Source organism: Geomonas paludis, assembly GCF_014193585.1.
GTDB classification, from domain to species: Bacteria; Desulfobacterota; Desulfuromonadia; order Geobacterales; family Geobacteraceae; genus Geomonas; species Geomonas paludis.
The window spans coordinates 1-18,595 of record NZ_BLXY01000001.1 but is presented as its reverse complement, the minus strand read 5'-3'; the positions used below and the strand labels follow the sequence as shown (position 1 = coordinate 18,595).

15 protein-coding genes are annotated in these 18,595 nt (G+C 59.2%); all 15 read left to right on the top strand.

What is annotated here, in order from left to right; translation table 11 throughout:
* Positions 1-15 precede the first annotated feature (15 nt).
* The 15 genes from nuoD (at position 16) to H7687_RS00005 (ending at position 17,904) form a co-directional block, all read left to right on the top strand.
* A complete protein-coding gene (gene nuoD, locus H7687_RS00075; RefSeq protein ID WP_183343837.1) occupies positions 16-1,185 on the top strand; it encodes an NADH dehydrogenase (quinone) subunit D in 1,170 nt (389 codons plus the stop codon).
* 31 nt (positions 1,186-1,216) lie between these two features.
* Positions 1,217-1,723, top strand: a complete 507-nt coding sequence (gene nuoE, locus H7687_RS00070; RefSeq protein ID WP_183343835.1) for an NADH-quinone oxidoreductase subunit NuoE — start codon at positions 1,217-1,219, stop codon at positions 1,721-1,723.
* Between the two features lie 37 nt (positions 1,724-1,760).
* Complete coding sequence (nuoF, locus tag H7687_RS00065; protein ID WP_183343833.1) at positions 1,761-3,542, top strand: NADH-quinone oxidoreductase subunit NuoF; 1,782 nt, start codon at positions 1,761-1,763, stop codon at positions 3,540-3,542.
* A gap of 135 nt (positions 3,543-3,677) precedes the next feature.
* The gene (locus tag H7687_RS00060) at positions 3,678-6,143 is read left to right on the top strand and encodes a molybdopterin-dependent oxidoreductase (protein ID WP_183343831.1); all 2,466 of its coding nucleotides are present in this window, start codon (positions 3,678-3,680) and stop codon (positions 6,141-6,143) included.
* A gap of 41 nt (positions 6,144-6,184) precedes the next feature.
* Positions 6,185-7,234: an NADH-quinone oxidoreductase subunit NuoH gene (gene nuoH, locus H7687_RS00055; protein ID WP_183343829.1), complete on the top strand. Its 1,050-nt coding sequence runs from the start codon at positions 6,185-6,187 to the stop codon at positions 7,232-7,234.
* Positions 7,235-7,276: 42 nt separating this feature from the next.
* Positions 7,277-7,675: an NADH-quinone oxidoreductase subunit NuoI gene (nuoI, locus tag H7687_RS00050; protein ID WP_183343827.1), complete on the top strand. Its 399-nt coding sequence runs from the start codon at positions 7,277-7,279 to the stop codon at positions 7,673-7,675.
* Between the two features lie 10 nt (positions 7,676-7,685).
* On the top strand, positions 7,686-8,189 hold the full coding sequence (locus H7687_RS00045; protein WP_183343825.1) for an NADH-quinone oxidoreductase subunit J family protein: 504 nt from the start codon (positions 7,686-7,688) through the stop codon (positions 8,187-8,189).
* A 19-nt stretch (positions 8,190-8,208) separates the two neighbouring features.
* Positions 8,209-8,511 carry an NADH-quinone oxidoreductase subunit NuoK gene (gene nuoK, locus H7687_RS00040; protein ID WP_183343823.1) on the top strand — a complete coding sequence of 101 codons (303 nt, stop codon included), beginning with the start codon at positions 8,209-8,211 and terminating at the stop codon, positions 8,509-8,511.
* A 148-nt stretch (positions 8,512-8,659) separates the two neighbouring features.
* On the top strand, positions 8,660-10,663 hold the full coding sequence (nuoL, locus tag H7687_RS00035) for an NADH-quinone oxidoreductase subunit L (protein WP_183343821.1): 2,004 nt from the start codon (positions 8,660-8,662) through the stop codon (positions 10,661-10,663).
* Between the two features lie 50 nt (positions 10,664-10,713).
* Positions 10,714-12,393 (top strand): NADH-quinone oxidoreductase subunit M, encoded by a 1,680-nt coding sequence (locus tag H7687_RS00030; RefSeq protein ID WP_183343819.1) that lies wholly within the window; start codon positions 10,714-10,716, stop codon positions 12,391-12,393.
* Positions 12,394-12,424: 31 nt separating this feature from the next.
* A complete protein-coding gene (locus tag H7687_RS00025; protein WP_183343817.1) occupies positions 12,425-13,879 on the top strand; it encodes an NADH-quinone oxidoreductase subunit N in 1,455 nt (484 codons plus the stop codon).
* A gap of 1,048 nt (positions 13,880-14,927) precedes the next feature.
* Positions 14,928-15,581 (top strand): hypothetical protein, encoded by a 654-nt coding sequence (locus tag H7687_RS00020; RefSeq protein ID WP_183343815.1) that lies wholly within the window; start codon positions 14,928-14,930, stop codon positions 15,579-15,581.
* Positions 15,582-15,834: 253 nt separating this feature from the next.
* On the top strand, positions 15,835-16,209 hold the full coding sequence (locus tag H7687_RS00015; RefSeq protein WP_183343813.1) for a helix-turn-helix domain-containing protein: 375 nt from the start codon (positions 15,835-15,837) through the stop codon (positions 16,207-16,209).
* 143 nt (positions 16,210-16,352) lie between these two features.
* Positions 16,353-17,327, top strand: a complete 975-nt coding sequence (locus H7687_RS00010) for a hypothetical protein (protein WP_183343811.1) — start codon at positions 16,353-16,355, stop codon at positions 17,325-17,327.
* Positions 17,314-17,904, top strand: coding sequence for a hypothetical protein (locus tag H7687_RS00005; RefSeq protein ID WP_183343809.1), 591 nt, complete (start codon positions 17,314-17,316; stop codon positions 17,902-17,904). The genes H7687_RS00010 and H7687_RS00005 overlap by 14 nt, the downstream gene beginning before the upstream one ends.
* The last annotated feature ends 691 nt before the right edge of the window (positions 17,905-18,595 follow it).

The following is an 18,595-nucleotide window of genomic DNA, read 5'->3' as shown; positions in this document are numbered from 1 at the left end:
AAATAGAGGCGATCAATGGCTAGCGAAATAATGACTTTGAACATGGGGCCCCAGCACCCCAGTACCCACGGCGTTCTCAGGCTCGTAGTAGAGCTGGACGGCGAGGTGATTCAGAAGATCACCCCTCACATCGGTTACCTGCACCGGGGCATCGAGAAGCTCTCCGAGCACCGTACCTATCACCAGACCCTGCCCCTCACGGACCGCATGGACTACCTGGCCCCGATGCACAACAACCTGGGCTACGTGCTGGCCGTCGAGAAGCTCCTCGGGCTCGACGTCCCCGAGCGCGCCAAGCTGGTGCGCGTGATCATGGCCGAGCTGACCCGTCTTAAGAGCCACCTGGTCTGGATCGCCTGCCACGCCCTCGACATCGGCGCCATGACCGTGTTCCTCTACGCCTTCCGCGAGCGCGAGCTGGTGATGGACCTCTACGAGATGGTCTCCGGCGCCAGGATGACCTCCAACTACTTCCGCGTGGGCGGCCTGTCCCGTGACCTCCCGGCCGGCTTCGAGCAGAAGGTCCAGGAGATCGTCGACACCTTCCCGGGCCACTTCGACACCTACGAGGGGCTCCTCACCAAGAACACCATCTGGCTGCAGAGGACCATCGGCAACGGCGTCATCTCCGCAGAGGACGCCATCGACTTCGGCATCTCCGGTCCGGCCCTCAGGGGCTCCGGCGTCGACTTCGACCTCAGGCGCGACCTCCCCTACTCCGGCTACGAAGACTTCGACTTCAAGGTGCCGGTGGGCGAGAACTGCGACACCTTCGACCGCTACAAGGTGCGCCTGGTCGAGATGCGCGAGTCCGTGAAGATCATCGACCAGGCCCTGAAGAAGCTCAAGCCCGGACCGATCCTGGCCGACGCGCCGCAGGTCTGCTACCCCCCGAAGGAGAGCGTGTACAACTCCATCGAGGGTCTCATCCACCACTTCAAGATCGCTTCCGAGGGCTTCCCGGTCCCCGAGGGCGAGGTATACATGGCCGTCGAGAACCCGAAAGGGGAGCTCGGCTACTACATCGTGTCGGACGGCGGCAACATGCCGTACCGCATGAGGGTCCGCCCGCCGTCATTCGTGAACCTCTCCGCCATTGAGAAGATGGCCAAGGGCTCCATGCTGGCCGACCTGGTTGCCATCATCGGAACGCTAGACATCGTACTTGGCGAAATTGACCGTTAGTTTTAATCAACAAGTAAAGGAGATGGGGTAAATGTCTAACGCTCCAGCCGAAGAAATTCCGGCCGAAGAAATCGATCTGACCGAGGCCAACGAAGTCATCGACAAGTACCTGACACTGCCGGGCAACCTCATGCCGGTCCTGCAGGGTATCCAGGACGCCTACGGGTACGTCCCGAAACCGACCATCGATCTGGTGGCGGAGAGGCTGAACGTCTACCCGAGCCAGATCTACGGCGTCCTCACCTTCTACGCCCAGTTCCACCTGAAGCCGCGCGGCCGTTACATCATCAGGGTCTGCGTCGGTACCGCCTGCCACGTACAGGGGGCGGAGCGCATCACCGAGACCTTCTTCGGGCGCCTCGGGATCGGGCACGCGGAGACCACGGCCGACCTGCGCTACACCTTCGAGAAAGTGGCCTGCCTGGGCGCCTGCGGCATGGCGCCGCTGGCCATGGTGAACGACGACACCTTCGGCAAGATGACGGTCCAGAAGGTGGACGAGATCATTGAAACCTACAACGCACGGCCGATGAAGTAGCCGGCAACGTCAATTTCTCTGCAGGGGACCTTTTGTCATGAGCGATAACGCAGCAATCAAAATACTTATCTGTCAGGGTACCGGCGGCATCTCGGCCGGCGCCAAGCAGGTCGAGGCCGAGTTCACCAGGCTGATAGCCGAGAAGGGGATCGTGGCCCAGGTCGGCAAGCGCTGCGACGTGGTCAAGACCGGCTGCCGCGGCCTGTGCGCCAACGACGTTCTCGTTGACGTCATCACCCCTGAACTGGGCAGGGTCACCTACGACTTCGTGGTGCCCGAGGACGTCGCGGCGATCCTCGACCAGCACATCGTTGCCAACGAAGTCATCGAGAAGAAGAAGGCGAAAGCCTACTACAACACCTTCGTCGACCAGCAGATGCGCGTGGTCATGACCGGCTGCGGCCAGATCGACCCGGAGCGCATCGACGCCTTCCTCGAAGAGGACGGCTTCAAGGCCATCGAGAAGTGTGTCAAAGAGATGAAGCCGTCGGAAGTCATCGACGAGGTGAAGAAATCCGGGCTTCGTGGCCGTGGGGGCGGCGGCTTCCCGACCGGCATGAAGTGGAGCTTCTGCGCCGCTTCCCCGGGCAACCACAAGTACCTCATCTGCAACGCCGACGAGGGCGACCCGGGCGCGTTCATGGACCGCTCCATCCTCGAAGGTGACCCGTACTGCGTCATCGAGGGGATGATGATCGCGGCCTACGCCATCGGCTGCGACGCCGGCTACGTCTACGTCCGCGCCGAGTACCCGCTGGCCATCGACCGTCTCCAGAAGGCGCTCGACACCTGCTACGAGAAGGGGTACCTGGGCAAGAACATCCAGGGTTGGGGCTTCGACTTCGACATGAGGATCAAGAAGGGCGCCGGCGCGTTCGTCTGCGGCGAGGAAACCGCCCTCATGGCCTCCATCGAAGGCGAGCGCGGCATGCCGCGTCCCCGTCCGCCGTTCCCGGCGGTCAAGGGTCTCTGGGGCTTCCCGACCAACATCAACAACGTCGAGACCTTCGCCAACGTGCGCCACATCATCAACAAGGGCGCCGACTGGTACGCATCCTTAGGTACCGACACCACCAAGGGGACCAAGATCTTCGCGGTCACCGGCAAGGTGAAGCACACCGGTCTGGTCGAGGTTCCGGCCGGTATGTCGGTGCGCGACGTTATCTACTCGGTCTGCGGCGGCATCGCCAACAACCGCAAGTTCAAGGCCGTTCAGGCCGGCGGCCCCTCCGGCGGCTGCATCCCGGCCGAGGTGCTCGACACCCCGGTCGACTACGACTCGCTGATCAAGGCGGGCGCCATGATGGGTTCCGGCGGTCTGGTCGTCATGGACGAGACCACCTGCATGGTCGACGTGGCCCGCTTCTTCCTGACCTTCACCAAGATGGAGTCCTGCGGCAAGTGCGTTCCCTGCCGTATCGGCCTGAAGGCGATGCTCGACATCCTGGAGCGCATCACCGAAGGTCGCGGCGAGATGGCCGACATCGACACCCTGCTGGAGATGGGCGCCACCATCAAGAAGGCATCCCTGTGCGGTCTGGGGCAGACGGCCCCGAACCCGATCCTCTCCACCGTGAAGTACTTCCGTCACGAGTACGAGGCGCACATCCAGGACAAGCGCTGCCCCTCCAACTCCTGCAAGGAGCTGCTCCTGTGGCAGGTGGTCCCCGAGAAGTGCGTCAAGTGTGGCGCGTGCCTCAGGGCCTGCCCGTCCAACGCGATCAAGTGGGAGAAGGGCGAGGTCGCCGAGCTGATCAAGGAAAACTGCACCAAGTGCAAGTCCTGCTACGACGCCTGCCGCTTCATGGCCATTGAGTAAAGCGGTTCAACGTTCAAGGTTCGACGTTAAAACCGTCACCGCCGGACGCACGACTGCAAGTAGCTAGCACCCGAAACTTGAAGGGGAACGTTGAACGTTGAACGTTGAACGGATTCTATGGAGACAGAGGTCGAGATGGTAAATCTTACGATAGACGGAAAACAGGTTGCGGTAGAAAAGGACGCCACCATTTACGACGCCGCCAAGGCTTGTGGCATCAAGATACCGATCCTTTGCCACGACAAGAAGCTGCATCCGTTCGGCGGCTGCCGCATGTGCCTGGTCGAGGTCGAGCAGATGAAGGGCCGCCTCATCCCGGCCTGCACCACCCCGGTCACCGAGGGGATGATCGTGCAGACCACCACCGACGAGATCGTCAAGGCCAGGAAACTGGTGCTGGAGCTCTTGCTCCTCAAGCACCCGATCGACTGCCCGGTCTGCGATGCCGCCGGCGACTGCGACCTGCAGAACCTCACCTACGAGTACAAGGTGAACATGAACCGCTTCGTGGACGAGAAGTTCAACCACGAGATCGACTACGAGAACCCGCTCATCGAGCGCGACATGAACCGCTGCATCCACTGCGGCAAGTGCGCGAGGATCTGCGACGAGATCGTGTCCTACGGCGCCTACACCTTCATCAACCGCGGCATCGAGGCCAAGATGGGTACCGAGTTCGACGGACCGCTGAACTGCGAGTTCTGCGGTTCCTGCGTCTCGGTCTGCCCGGTCGGCGCCCTCAACTCCCGCCCCTTCAAGTTCAAGGCCCGCTGGTGGGCGCTGCAGAAGACCAAGAGCGTCTGCTCCTACTGCGGCACCGGCTGCCAGCTGACCCTGGGCACCAAGGACGGCAAGGTGCTCACCACCATCTACGACGAGAACCAGGGCTTCCATAACGGCCAGCTCTGCACCCGCGGCCGCTTCGGCTACCAGTTCGTCAACTCCGACAAGCGCCTCACCGCGCCGCTGGTGCGCAGAAACGGCAAGCTCCAGGAAGCCACCTGGGAAGAGGCGCTGGCCGAAGTGACCTCCAGGCTCGCCGCCGGCAAGAGCGACCCGGCTTCGGTCGCAGCACTTGCCACCGCGCGCCTGACCAACGAAGAGCTCTTCCTGTTCGGGAAACTCTTCCGCGGCACCATCGGCACCGACAACATCGACCACTCCGCCGGTTACGCCCACGAGGCGCTGACCAAGGGCGCCGTCGCCTCCTTCGGCGTGGCCGCCTCCCCGGCCGAGATCGCCGACGTGCAGAAATCCAGCCTCCTCCTCGTGGTCAAGAGCGACGCCTACGAGACCCACCCGGTCGTCGGCTTCGAGATCAACCTCGGCGTGAAGAGGAAGGGGGTCGCACTCAGGATCGTCTCCGACAAGAAAGGGAAACTGACCCGCCTGCCGGGCGCCAAGACCACCGTCCACGCGCCGGGCAACGAAGTCGCCCTGTTCAACGCCCTGTGCAAGTCGGTCATCGACCAGGGTCTGGCAGCAGAAGGTGTCGCCGGCCTCGACGCGCTGAAGGCAGCCGTCGCCGACGCGACCGCCGAGAAGGCGGGTGTCTCCGCCGAGGAGATCGCAGCCATCGCCAAGGAGTTCGCCTCCGCGGAGAAGGCCCTCATCATCCTCCCCATCGGCCAGGGCTACCCCGGCCACAACGCGGCGCTGGCCAACGCGGCAGCGAACCTCGCCATCCTCACCGGCCAGTACGGCAAGGAAGGCGCGGGCCTCCTCATCATGGGCGAGAAGAACAACAGCCAGGGTGCCGTCGACATGGGCATCTACCCGAAAGGGACCGGCCTCAACGCCGCCGCCATCATCGACGGCTGCGCCAGCGGCAACGTCAAGACCCTGTTCGTCGCCGGTGAGAACCCGGTGGTTTCCTACCCGAACCGCAAGAAGGTGGAGAAGGCCCTCGAGAACGTCGAGTTCATGGTGGTCTCCGACCTCTTCCTGACCGAGACCGCGGCCATGGCCGACGTGGTGCTCCCCGCCGTCTCCTTCGCCGAGAAGAGCGGCACCTTCACCTCCCTGGGCCGCAGGGTCCAGAACGTGAGGAAGGCGATCCCCGCCATCGGCCTCGCCAAGAGCGACTTCGAGATCCTGAACACGATCTCCCAGGCTCTGGGCGGCGCACGCTACAACAACCAGGGCGAGGTCTTCACCGAGATCGCCGCATCCGTCCCGGCCTACAAGGGTCTCACCCAGGCGGGCCTGAAGGACGAAGGCGCGGTCTACCCGGTGGCGCTTACCGCCAAGCTGGTCCCGGCAGCCGCCAAGGCCGCCGCACCGGTAGCCGGCAAGCTGGCTCTCGTCACCGGCAGCGCGCTCTACCACTGCGGCACCATGAGCCGCTTCGGCGAAGGCCCCATGTACGTCTGCCCGGATGCCTACGCCGAACTGAACGTCGCCGACGCGGCGGCCCTGAAGATCGCCGAAGGGGACCAGGTCACCGTGACCTCCGGCACCGGCGCGGTGCAGGTTGCCGCCAAGGTCGGCAAGCGCGTCCCGCAGGGCGTGGTCTTCTCCCCGTATCACTTCGGTGAGGGGAGCGTCAACACCATCACCGACGGCGCGGAAGTCACCTACGTCTCCGTCGCGAAGAAGTAGCCAACAGCTAGAAAATCTATACAAGAGGGGAAGACTATCAGATGGATACGCTAATCTTAGGACTGCCGGTCGCGTACTACATAGCCATGGTTGCCAAAGTGCTCGTAGCCTTTGTCTTCGTGCTCCTTACCGTGGCCTACGCCACCTACGCGGAGCGCAAGATCATCGGGCACATGCAGGTGCGTCTGGGTCCCATGAGGACCGGCTGGCACGGCCTTTTGCAGCCGATCGCGGACGGCGTCAAGCTGTTCTTCAAAGAGGAGATCATTCCGTCGCAGGCGAGCAAGTTCGCCTTCCTGATCGCTCCCCTCGTCGCCCTGATCCCGGCGTTCATCTCCTTCGCGGTCATTCCCTTCGGTGACACCGTGACCATCGGGGGCTACACCGTACCGCTGCAGATCGCTGCCTACTACGACCAGGCCGGCAAGCAGGTCTTCGACGTCAACGTCGGCGTCCTCTACATCCTGGCCATGGCATCCCTGGGCGTCTACGGCATCGTGCTCGCCGGCTGGGCCTCCAACTCGAAGTACTCGCTCCTGGGCGGCCTCCGTTCCGCGGCGCAGATGATCTCCTACGAGCTCGCTGCCGGCCTCGCCATCATCTCGGTGTTCATGCTCTCCGAGAGCCTCTCCCTGCACAAGATCGTTGCCGATCAGGCAGGCGGGGCCTGGTACGCCTTCAAGCAGCCGCTGGCCTTCGTGATCTTCTTCATCTGCTCCCTGGCCGAGATCAACAGGACCCCGTTCGACCTTCCCGAGGCCGAGACGGAGCTGGTCTCCGGCTTCTGCACCGAATACTCCTCCATGAAGTACGCGATGTTCTTCATGGCAGAATACGCCAACATGATCACCGTCTGCGCCGTCACCACCACCCTGTTCCTGGGCGGCTGGCACGGCCCGGCCTTCCTCCCCGGCTGGTTCTGGTTCATCGCCAAGGTGTACTTCCTGATCTTCGTCTGCATGTGGGTCAGGGCCACCTACCCGCGTTACCGCTACGACCAGCTCATGCGTCTGGGCTGGAAGGTGTTCCTGCCGCTCACCCTGGTCAACGTGATGGCGACCGGCCTGTGGGTCATGTTCATCAGCAAGTAGAGAAAGAGTCAAGCTACACAACTTCTAGGCGAGGTGCCGCAAATGATAATGCCGCTCATCAAAGGTCTTCAGATCACCATTTCACATATGTTCAAGAAGCCGGTCACCCTGCAGTACCCGACCGAGCGTCCTGACGTAAAGCCCGGCTTCCGCGGACTGCACGCGCTCAACGTGTCCCACGACAAGGCGAAGTGCGTTGCGTGCTACCTCTGCCCCACCGTCTGCCCGGCCAAGTGCATCACCGTCGAGGCCGGCGAGGACCAGAACCACGACAAGTACGCTGCGAAATACGAAATCGACATGCTGCGCTGCATCTTCTGCGGCTACTGTGTGGAAGCGTGCCCGGTTGACGCGATTCGGATGACCGAAGAGTTCGAACTCGCCAACTACACGCGCGCCGACTTCACCTACACCAAAGACAGACTCTTAGAAAAGAAATAAAGGAGCAGCAATGGAATCGATCTTCTTTCTCGTCGTGGCTGCGGTGGCCGTTATTTCCAGCATACTCGTGGTCACCTGTAAAAACCCGATCAACAGCGCGCTGTCGCTGGTGATGACCTTCTTCTGCCTGGCGACCTTCTACGTCATGCTGGACGCCCCGTTCATGGCGGCCACCCAGGTGATCGTGTACGCCGGCGCCATCATGGTTCTGATCATCTTCGTGATCATGCTCTTGAACGTGAGGGTTGAGACCGTCAAGCGCGGCACCCATGCGGTGATCGCCGGAAGCGCCATCGGCCTGTTCGTTCTCTTCCAGACCATCTGGTTCCTGATGAAAGGTTCCATGACCGGCAAGGTGGGCGAGATGACCAAGGAGCAGATCGTGAGTGTGGGCCACGTCGAGCTGATCGGCAAGGCGCTCTTCACCGACTTCCTGCTGCCGTTCGAAGTCACCTCGGTGCTGCTGCTGGCCGCGATCGTCGGCGCCGTCATCCTGGCCAAAAAGAAAATCTAACGCTACGAGGGGAACAGACATGCTAGCGATCGAAAATTACCTGATAGTTTCGGCCATACTCTTCGCCATCGGGACCATCGGGGTCCTGACCAAGAGGAACGCCATCGTCATCTTCATGTGCATCGAGATGATGCTGAACGCGGTGAACCTGACCTTCATCGCCTTCTCCAGGCACCTGGGCAACATCGACGGACAGGTCTTCGTCTTCTTCGTCATGACCGTGGCCGCCGCCGAGGCAGCCGTGGGTCTCGCGCTGATGATCGCCTTCTTCAAGAACCGCGAGTCCATCGACGTCGAGGACGTCAACCTGCTCAAGCTGTAAACCCGGTAAACCCGTTCTAGGTTCTACGTTCTACGTTCTACGTTGACAGCAGAACCCGCGTGGACGGAAAGGGTGAGAGTGAAGGTCGGTCGAAACTTAGAACTTAGAACATAGAACTTAGAACTTTTAGTAATAAAAGGAGTCAGGGATGTTTGATTTAGTATGGTTGATCCCACTGTGCCCTCTCATCGGCTCGGTCATCAACGGCCTACTCGGCAAGAAGATAAAGAACGAGACGGTCATCGGCGGTATCGCCGCCGGTAGCGTGTTCGCCTCCTTCATGGTCGCCTGCGGGATCCTGTTCCAGCTCCTGAGTCTGCCGGGCGAGGAGCGGGTGTTCCAGAAGACCATCTTCACCTGGATCCAGTCCGGGACCTTCAAAGCCGACATCGGCTTCCTGATCGACCCGCTGTCCGCAACCATGCTGATGATCGTAACGGGGATCGGCTTCCTGATCCACCTCTACTCCATCGGCTACATGCACGGTGAGGAAGGGTTCTACCGCTACTTCTGCTACCTGAACCTCTTTACCTTCTCCATGCTCTGCCTGGTGTCGGGCAACAACCTGCTCCTCATGTTCATCGGCTGGGAAGGCGTGGGTCTGTGCTCCTACCTGTTGATCGGCTACTACTTCCACAAGAAGAGCGCCGGCGACGCGGGCAAGAAGGCGTTCGTGATGAACAGGGTCGGCGACTTCGGTTTCCTCCTCGGTCTCTTCACCCTCTTCTACTACCTGGGTCACAACCACAACGTCTGGACCATCAACTTCGTGGAGCTCGCTAAGAACGCCGACCTCCTGGTCCCGGGCGCCGTGGTCACCACCGTCTGTCTCTGCTTCTTCCTGGGGGCAACCGGTAAGTCCGCACAGATCCCGCTGTACACCTGGCTGCCGGACGCGATGGAAGGCCCGACTCCGGTCTCCGCGCTCATCCACGCCGCCACCATGGTCACCGCCGGCGTCTACATGATCGCCCGCATGAACTTCATCTACATCAAGAGCCCGACCGCTCTGTTAGTCGTCGCCTGCGTCGGCGCCGCCACCGCCCTCTTCGCGGCGACCATCGGCACCGCCCAGAACGACATCAAGCGCGTCCTGGCATACTCCACCGTTTCCCAGCTCGGCTACATGTTCCTGGCCATGGGCGTCGGCGCCTTCACCGCCGGCGTGTTCCACCTGATGACCCACGCCTTCTTCAAGGCCTGCCTGTTCCTCGGTTCCGGCTCCGTCATCCATGCCATGCACCACGCGCTGCACCACGAGCACTCCGAAGCGGATCCGCAGGACATGAGGAACATGGGTGGCCTGAAGGCGAAGATGCCCATCACCTTCATCACCTTCCTGCTGGCCACCATCGCCATCGCGGGTATCCCGGGCTTCGCCGGCTTCTTCTCCAAGGACGAGATTCTCTGGCAGGCATTCGCCAACCCGCACCACCATGCCGTCAACTACGTCCTCTGGGGCGCCGGCGCCATGGCCGCAGGCCTGACCGCCTTCTACATGTTCCGCCTGGTGTTCATGACCTTCTTCGGCCAGACCCGTCTCTCCGACAAGGCCTTCCACCACCTGCACGAGTCCCCCTGGGTCATCACCGTGCCGCTGGTCTGCCTCGCCATCCTCTCCGTCTTCGGCGGCTGGGTCGGCGTGCCCAAGGTGCTGGGCGAAGTGCTGGGCGGCATGCCCAACCTCTTCGAGCACTGGCTCGAGCCGGTCTTTGCTTACTCCACCCACTACACCGAGGCGCACGGCGCTCACGGTCTGCACTCCGTCGCCATGGAGTGGGGCCTCATGGGTGTCTCCGTCCTGATCGCCTGCGGCGGCATCGGTCTTGCCTTCGCACTGTACATCGCAGCCCCGGGCTTCCCCGAGAAGTTCACCTCCACCTTCCCGGCACTGCACCGCGCGGTCTACAACAAGTGGTACGTGGACGAGATCTACGACTTCGCCTTCGTCAACCCCTGCAAGGCCCTGGGCAACTTCCTCTGGAAAGGGTTCGACGTGCTGGTGGTCGACGGCATCGTGAACGGCGTGGCGGCGGTGGTGCGCGGCTTCTCCGGCATCCTGCGCTACGTGCAGACCGGCTTCGTTCACAACTACGCCTACACCATGGTGTTCGGCGTGGCCCTGATCGTCGCGGTGTACATCTTCCGCTAAGATTCGAGACTTGAGATAATTTTGACCTGTAAGTAAAAGGAGCAGAGTAAATGAACCAGCTACCGTTACTGAGCATATTAACCTTCACACCGCTGATCGGGGCGATACTGCTCCTCTTTGTGAACAAGAACAGCCACGGCGTGCTCCGTACCATCGCCATGGCGGTTACGGTGGTGACGTTCGTCCTCTCGTTGCCCCTGATCACCGGGTACAACGCGCCGGGCAGCGACATCGGCGGGTTCCAGTTCCTCGAGAATGTGCCCTGGATCGCGGCCGGTCCCTTCCAGATGAGCTACCATCTGGGCATCGACGGCATCAGCCTGTGGCTGGTCATCCTGACCACCTTCATCATGCCCATCGCCATCCTCTCCACCTACACGGCGGTTGAGGAGAAGGTGAAGGAATACATGATCTGCCTCTTGCTGCTCGAAGTCGGCATGATCGGCACCTTTATCTCGCTCGACCTGTTCCTCTTCTACATCTTCTGGGAGATCATGCTGATCCCGATGTACTTCATGATCGGTATCTGGGGCGGCAAGAACAGGATCTACGCAGCAGTCAAGTTCTTCATCTACACCGCGGTCGGTTCGCTCCTCATGCTGGTCGCTCTGATCGCCCTCTACTTCAAGGCGGGCGGCGGCGACTTCAGCATCCTGCGCTTCTACCAGCTGCACCTCGACCCGACCACCCAGATGTGGATGTTCCTGGCCTTCGCCCTGGCCTTCGCCATCAAGGTCCCGATGTTCCCGCTGCACACCTGGTTGCCGGATGCCCATACCGAGGCGCCGACCGCCGGCTCCGTAATCCTGGCCGCCGTCATGCTGAAGTGCGGTACCTACGGTTACGTCCGTTTCGCCATGCCGCTGTTCCCGGATGCCAACCTGCAGTTCACCCCGCTCATCGCCACCCTCTCCGTGATCGGTATCATCTACGCATCGCTGGTGGCCATGGTGCAGCAGGACGTCAAGAAACTCGTTGCTTACTCCTCGGTAGCCCACCTGGGCTTCGTAATGCTGGGCGTGTACGCCCTCAACCAGCAGGGCGTCACCGGCGGCATGCTGCAGATGCTGAACCACGGTGTTTCCACCGGCGCATTGTTCCTTATCGTCGGCTTCATCTACGAGCGTCGTCACACCCGTCTCATCACCGACTTCGGTGGTCTGGCCAAGCAGATGCCGGTCTTCACCACCATGTTCATGATCGTGACCTTCTCCTCCATCGGCCTGCCGGGCACCAACGGCTTCGTCGGTGAGTTCCTGGTGCTCCTGGGCTCCTTCGAGAGCAGCCTGCGCTGGTACGCCATCATCGCCACTTCCGGCGTCATCCTCTCCGCCGTCTACATGCTCTGGATGTTCCAGCGCGTCATGTTCGGCGAGCTGAGCAACCCGAAGAACCAGACCCTGAAGGACCTGAACGCCCGCGAAGTTGCCATCATGCTGCCGCTCATCTTCCTCATCTTCTTCCTGGGCATCTACCCGCGCCCGATCATCGACACCATGGCGCCGTCCATCGACAAGATGATCGCGCAGACCAAGGTCCAGAAGCAGGTAGCACAGGCAGCAGTGCCGGCGGCTCCGGCACTTCCCGCCGGGCACATGGCAGTACCCGAGGCAGGCGCGGCACCCGCCGGCATGCCCGCAGGTCACCCGGCCACGCCGGAAGCAGGAGCGGCACCGGCAGGCATGCCTGCAGGACACCCGGCCATCCCCGCAAATCACGAAGCAAAATAGACCGCTTAGAACTACTGACGGAGGATTATAGATGGAAACAATTGCTATGCCGGCCATAAACCTGGCAGTGATCATGCCTGAGATCCTACTCTCATGCATCGCCATGGTGCTGCTGCTCGTCAACGTCTTCGTGCCGGGCAAGAACAAGGCCTACCTCGGTTACCTGAGCATCATCGGCCTTGCAGTGACTGCGGCGAGCGCGGTAGGCGGCTGGGGGCCGTCGGTATCAGCGTTCAACGGATCGGTAGTGCAGGACAACTACGCAATCTTCTTCAAGGTCATCTTCATCATCTCCGCCGCCCTTGCCATCCTGATCGCGGACCGCTACATGGTCCAGGAGGATTGCAACCAGGGCGAGCTCTACCCGATGGTGCTCTTCGCCACCGTCGGCATGATGCTGATGGCATCCGGGACCGACCTCATGGTCATCTTCCTGGGCCTCGAGCTGCTCTCCATCCCGCTGTACATCCTGGCAGGCTGGAACCGTGACAACCTGGCGTCCAACGAGGCGGGCCTCAAGTACTTCCTGCTGGGCGCCTTCTCCACCGGCTTCCTGCTCTACGGCATGGCGCTCACCTACGGCGCCACCGGCAGCACCAAGATTCAGGCCATTTCCGCCTACGTCATGGGCAACCCGGGCGTAGCCAGCAACCCGCTCTTCATCGTGGGCATGCTGCTTATCGCCGTCGGCTTCAGCTTCAAGATTGCCGCCGCACCGTTCCACATGTGGACCCCGGACGTCTACCAGGGCGCACCGACCCCGATGACCGCCTTCATGTCCGCCGGTCCGAAAGCGGCAGGTTTCGCAGCCTTCATCCGCGTCATGATCTTCGCCTTCCCGATGCTGAGGGCCGAGTGGAGCGACCTGCTCTGGATCCTGGCCGTACTGACCATGACCGTCGGCAACATCATCGCGCTGTCCCAGGACAACGTGAAGAGGATGCTGGCCTACTCCTCCATCGCCCATGCCGGTTACGCGCTGGTAGGTTTCGCCGCCGTCAACGCCGAGGGAGCGGCAGGCATCCTGTTCTACATGCTCTCCTACGCCTTCATGAACATCGGCGCCTTCGGTGTCATCGTGCTCATCACCAAGAAAGGCGAGATCAACGGCAACGTGCAGGATCTGGCCGGTTTCGGTCACAAGAAGCCGCTTCTTGCCATGGTGCTCAGCATCTTCCTGTTCTCCCTGGCCGGCATGCCGCCGACCGCCGGTTTCATCGGGAAGTTCTACCTCTTCAGCGCCGCCATCAAGGCCGGTTACGTGTGGCTCGCCATCATCGGCGTACTGAACTCCGCAGCGTCCTTGTACTACTACCTGCGCGTCATGGTCTTCATGTACATGAAAGACCCCACCGAAGACTTCGAGTGGGCAGGTGCCACCCCCGCTATCGCAGTATGTCTGCTGGTAGCCGTAGGAGCCACCCTGGTTCTCGGCGTAGTCCCCGGCACCGTCCTCGAGCTGGCGCAGAAAGCAGTTCAGTTCTAAGACGAACCAAGGTTATATAAGCAACAAAGAGGGCACCCGAAACCGGGTGCCCTCTTTGCGTTTGTACGTATCCCCCCAAGTCCACCAAGTCCCCCAAGTCCACCCCCTCTCCCTCCGGAAGAGGGGCAGGGGTGAGGGCGCGCCCCGAGGCGTTCCCGTAACCCTGTAGGGGCGAATAATGATTCGCCCGTCCACCTCACTCACCCTCGCACGGCACGACCCAACAAAAACAAAGCGTCCCACCCCTGCGAAACCTTGCCCACGAAGCGTTGCCGCGTCCCTCACGTCCCCCCCTTGTGAAAGGGGGGACAGGGGGGATTTGCCTTTGGTCCACACCACGCCCAGTTTGACACCCACCCCTGTCTTGGTAAATTTGCATCTTGCCTTCCACCCCATACCCCTCAGCGAGGTGCTTAATGGTAACCTCACGAATACCGCGAATCACCTTAGATGACATAGGAACTCTTGCCCCCCGAACCCCAGGACCTCTTGGCCACCACGATGCAGCCTCCCCGCATGGACGAGTGGCACATGCGCTAGGAGACACGCCAGGGCCACTTGGATTAAATGATGGTGGCGCTCCTAACAAGGACAAGAAAACGAGCAAGACATGTCTGATCTCTGCTGCCAAGGGGTGGGACAGGCTTGCCGCCGCTGCGTACCTAGTTGATCCCATCAACGGGTGGGCAGGAAAACGCTCAAAAGGGAGATGTGCCAGAGCAATCAGGCTAGCTATTAATGCAGGCCGCATCCCCACTCCTAATAATCCCGTGTCGGCTGCGGATTACAAATCGTACCTGCCGAAATTGGGGTTTTCGCCTGTAGACATAGAAAGTTATGCACCAAGAATAGGGGATATCGCGGTTTTCCCCGCTGATGTGTCAAGTGGTCATGTGCATGGCCACATTGAGATGTTTACTGGAAACGGCTGGCAATCAGATTTTGTCCAAGAAGGCAGAGATAGAGATGGAAAGTATGGGAGAGGATTCTTCGCCCACCAAATCTGGACGTCCAAACCATTTATTATATTTAGGATGAAGGGGGCGAAATGAACCAACGTCTGGTTAAGGTTATATTGGTGCTGGCAATTGCGCTTCTAACTGTTCCATCAGCCGCGAAGGCCAAGAAGGAACTCCGCTCCAGCGACCCCCTCTTCGGAATAGGGTACTCTCCTTCAAAAATTAAATTCGATCCCGCCCCTGCCGAGGTTTTCCGCTGTACCGGACTGCTAGAAGAACGTAGAAAGCTTTGGGTCTTTGGCAAGCACAAGAAAGACGAAGTGACCTTCTACTATGTGTACGGCCTTATTGAGGCGGATTTCGGTGCAGGCCCCACCGGAGAATTCGAAGCACAAAATGATGACGGTATTATCGTCGCGGTTGCTCCCAAAGGATGTAAAGAAATAGGCGCAGGTTACGCACTAAGTCCAGATCCTAAAGCCCGAAAGATGGCTGCGGATATCGGCGTAACTGACGATGTCCTCTCGGCTCTGCTTTCAGATCTAATAGCCCGGGAGGTGAAGGCTTTCGGCGGAGTAAATAACTTCCTGGCCAAAGTCAAAGAAGCCGGCATACCCGAGTCAAGCCTTGAGCCCCAGGTGAGAGCAAAACTTCATGCCCTGAAGGAGCAGGCAGGAGCGAAAAGGGGAGCTACCTCTACTCCTACTCCTCTTGACAATATCCCAGTCAATGGGATACGGTGATTACGCATGAGTTGGACTGTGCAGCTGACGAAAAAGGCAGCGAAGCAGTACAAGAAACTCCCCCAGGTTGTCCGCGACGGGATTGATGCCCTGATGATGGAAATACGAATAGGTGGACCTGTACGAGGGAACTGGCCGCACTACTCGAAGCTGTCCGTCACGGAGCATCACTGTCACGTTAGAAGGGGGAGGCCGACATATGTGGCTGTATGGCGAGAGGATAAACGCGAAGTCCGATTGGTCGAGGTGATATATGCGGGCACTCACGAACAAGCCCCGTACTGAAAAGAAGATCGAAGCACGCTTCGAAGGAAGCTATGCCCAGATGGTCAAACTGCGCAGGATGGCGCAGACTCTGCGGGTGAAGGATCTTACCGAGTGGGCATTGGAAGAAAAAGAGCTCTACACCCCTGAGGAAGTGTCGCCGGAGTTGGCATGGAACGGCGGCGGAGTGGCCATCCGTGGCGCACGCGGCAAAGAGGGGTTGACGCAGAGACAGTTAGCCGAGCTGACCGGTATAGCGCAGCACCACATCAGCGAGATGGAGAATGGCAAGCGCCCCATCGGTAAGGAAACCGCAAGAAGGCTGGCCGACGCCCTCAATATTGATTACCGAGTATTCCTGTAGAAAGACAAAGACACTTCCTCTTTCCGCTGTACTTTCCGTGCACCTAGACGTCGTCACATACCCGCCTGTCCTCCTGAAGTTGACACCCGCCTAGCCCTTGGTACATTTCCATCTTCACGCCCGCTCCATTAGGAGGTTCCAAGATGGCCGGTTCCCGTCAAGACCACCTCCGTCGCGACCCCTTCCAGCGCCCCTCCCTCACCCCCGGCCCACTTGGCCACAATGACGCCGCTGCACCACACCGACAAAACCTCCTCGTCGCCGATACACCCGGTCCGTTAGGAAGAAACGATGCAGCAGATCCTTCACGACAAACCCGTGAAAGAAAGGCTTCACAGCTTCCCAAAAAACTAGCGAAGCTTTCTCTTGAGCAGGTGCAGGTTATAGCTTTGGAAATCACCACCTATTTTGAAGGTGGCGGTTATGCAGCCCTTGCTGCCGATAATGACCAACAGGTGACATCGTTCGGGTTGCTTCAGTGGAATTTCGGGCAGAATACCCTTGGACCATTGCTTCGGAAAATGTACAAGTCCGCCCCTGTGTCGTTTGATAACTGCTTCTGCAACGACGATGCGTACAAAGAATTTAAATCCGCTATAGTTACGAACGATCAAGCAGGGCAGGTGCGGTGGGCAAGGGCAAAGCTTAAGACTGACAGGAAAGAATGGGAGGGTGCCTTCAGAAAACTTGCACAGGTAGATGAGTTCAACAAAATTCAGGCACATGAAGCTATCAGTGCCTTTCACCCCGCCGTCATGCAGAAAATAAAAGCTTTGCGTGCGCTATATCCGAGAGAATTCCTAGATATAGAGGTTAGAACCTACGTAGCCCTATACGACTTAAGTGTTCAGCAGTATAGCCTCGGGCAAGTCCTTGAGAATATTAATAAATACTTTGGAAAGCGAGGTTCCAAAAGTCAAAACGAAATAATGAGGGCAGTTGTCATAGAGAGAGGGCGCACAGCAAGAAAGCAATACCGTGCGGACTGTATAAGTCGTAGGATGGGCATCCTAACGGCAGCTTCGTTCCAATCTAACGAGAGTGGTTATGATGTCGAGCGGAAAAACCCAAAATTATCTTTACTGATCAAGTACGAGGGATGGTATGTGGAAATCTAATTACATATTAGTGCTTGGTTCGATTTTGTGTTTCACACAATCTTGGGCCGCAGAAAAGGCATCTCCGCCAACCTGTTCTTCAGGCGTCTGCGCAATAAACATATTCGCAGAAGACTTGATGACATCTCCATGTTCTGGTTATTCCGGAATCATCGCCTACAGTCAATCCTCTGATGCAACTCTTATCCAGTGCTCCTCTCCGACAAAGGAATCGAAAATACTGATATTTAGGCGCGGAAACAAAATGGGGGAAACGTATGAGTTTGAAGATGGGCACTTCTTCAAACCTGAGTATCTGGCAGAGCAGGCAGCAGACGCGAAAGCTGACGGCCTAATACCTGTGCCAGCCTGTGATATCGCAAAGCAGCGGAAAACTGCTGGATTGATAGTCGGAGAGAAAGAACCTACAGGCTCAGAGATTACCCCTTACTGCTACCGCATCTACTACATAGATGCATCAGCCACAGCGTTGCACGTAACCAGAGACGATGGCTACAAAGTCCCGCCGGCCTCAAAAAAGAAGATAGCAAAATGGTCTGCCCTCCGCCGCAAACTGACAGCTCTCATCAAGCCTTAGCCATGCCCCAAAATAGCCCATGAAAGTGTTGGAGGTAACAGGTGAAGCCCCATCTCTTGATGCTACCCCCGTTGGTGAGCCTGATATTTCAACCTGCTCCTCTCCGAGCAGATGCACGTCAAAGTTTCCCCAAACAACTCATAGGAAAGTGGCAAGTGGTTGGGGTTCGTCTGGATAGTACTTTTACCGCCCGCACCTACTACCAGTATGATGATAGGCGCTTACGTGGCAAGACGGTGACAATCCAACGCACAGAAGCCAGAGGCAACTTACCGGGGGGCTTATGTCCGCCTATAAAGCGATTGTGGTGATATTCACCCTTCTTCTGCTTTCTTCGGACTTGGAGGCTGACGAGGCCCCGGTTTGCAGGTCAGGAGTATGTTCCTTTCATGTGTCGGGAAAAGAGATGATCTCCCCATGTAACGGATTATCTGGCCTTATGGTGTACAGTCAGTCGACTGGGGCAGCCTTGGTACAGTGCTCAGACCCAGTTTCCAATGAAACGAGAACCCTGGCTTTTGACCGTAGCAGTGACGCTAATCAATACAATATAGAAGAAGGTAGATGTTGAGTGCCACGACATCGTGGACACAAATAAGTGCCACCACATCGTAGACAAAGTTCTCTGACAATCGAATAGCCATCGCGTAATCCTGTGGACACCGAAACCACGTTGGAGGTGTCCATGAAG

Excerpts from the sequence above, each read along its gene's own strand:
- nuoD (WP_183343837.1), top strand. The coding sequence starts at position 16 with ATGGCTAGCGAAATAATGACTTTGAACATGGGGCCCCAGCACCCCAGT.
- nuoE (WP_183343835.1), top strand. The coding sequence starts at position 1,217 with ATGTCTAACGCTCCAGCCGAAGAAATTCCGGCCGAAGAAATCGATCTG.
- nuoF (WP_183343833.1), top strand. The coding sequence starts at position 1,761 with ATGAGCGATAACGCAGCAATCAAAATACTTATCTGTCAGGGTACCGGC.
- H7687_RS00060 (WP_183343831.1), top strand. The coding sequence starts at position 3,678 with ATGGTAAATCTTACGATAGACGGAAAACAGGTTGCGGTAGAAAAGGAC.
- nuoH (WP_183343829.1), top strand. The coding sequence starts at position 6,185 with ATGGATACGCTAATCTTAGGACTGCCGGTCGCGTACTACATAGCCATG.
- nuoI (WP_183343827.1), top strand. The coding sequence starts at position 7,277 with ATGATAATGCCGCTCATCAAAGGTCTTCAGATCACCATTTCACATATG.
- H7687_RS00045 (WP_183343825.1), top strand. The coding sequence starts at position 7,686 with ATGGAATCGATCTTCTTTCTCGTCGTGGCTGCGGTGGCCGTTATTTCC.
- nuoK (WP_183343823.1), top strand. The coding sequence starts at position 8,209 with ATGCTAGCGATCGAAAATTACCTGATAGTTTCGGCCATACTCTTCGCC.
- nuoL (WP_183343821.1), top strand. The coding sequence starts at position 8,660 with ATGTTTGATTTAGTATGGTTGATCCCACTGTGCCCTCTCATCGGCTCG.
- H7687_RS00030 (WP_183343819.1), top strand. The coding sequence starts at position 10,714 with ATGAACCAGCTACCGTTACTGAGCATATTAACCTTCACACCGCTGATC.
- H7687_RS00025 (WP_183343817.1), top strand. The coding sequence starts at position 12,425 with ATGGAAACAATTGCTATGCCGGCCATAAACCTGGCAGTGATCATGCCT.
- H7687_RS00020 (WP_183343815.1), top strand. The coding sequence starts at position 14,928 with ATGAACCAACGTCTGGTTAAGGTTATATTGGTGCTGGCAATTGCGCTT.
- H7687_RS00015 (WP_183343813.1), top strand. The coding sequence starts at position 15,835 with ATGCGGGCACTCACGAACAAGCCCCGTACTGAAAAGAAGATCGAAGCA.
- H7687_RS00010 (WP_183343811.1), top strand. The coding sequence starts at position 16,353 with ATGGCCGGTTCCCGTCAAGACCACCTCCGTCGCGACCCCTTCCAGCGC.
- H7687_RS00005 (WP_183343809.1), top strand. The coding sequence starts at position 17,314 with ATGTGGAAATCTAATTACATATTAGTGCTTGGTTCGATTTTGTGTTTC.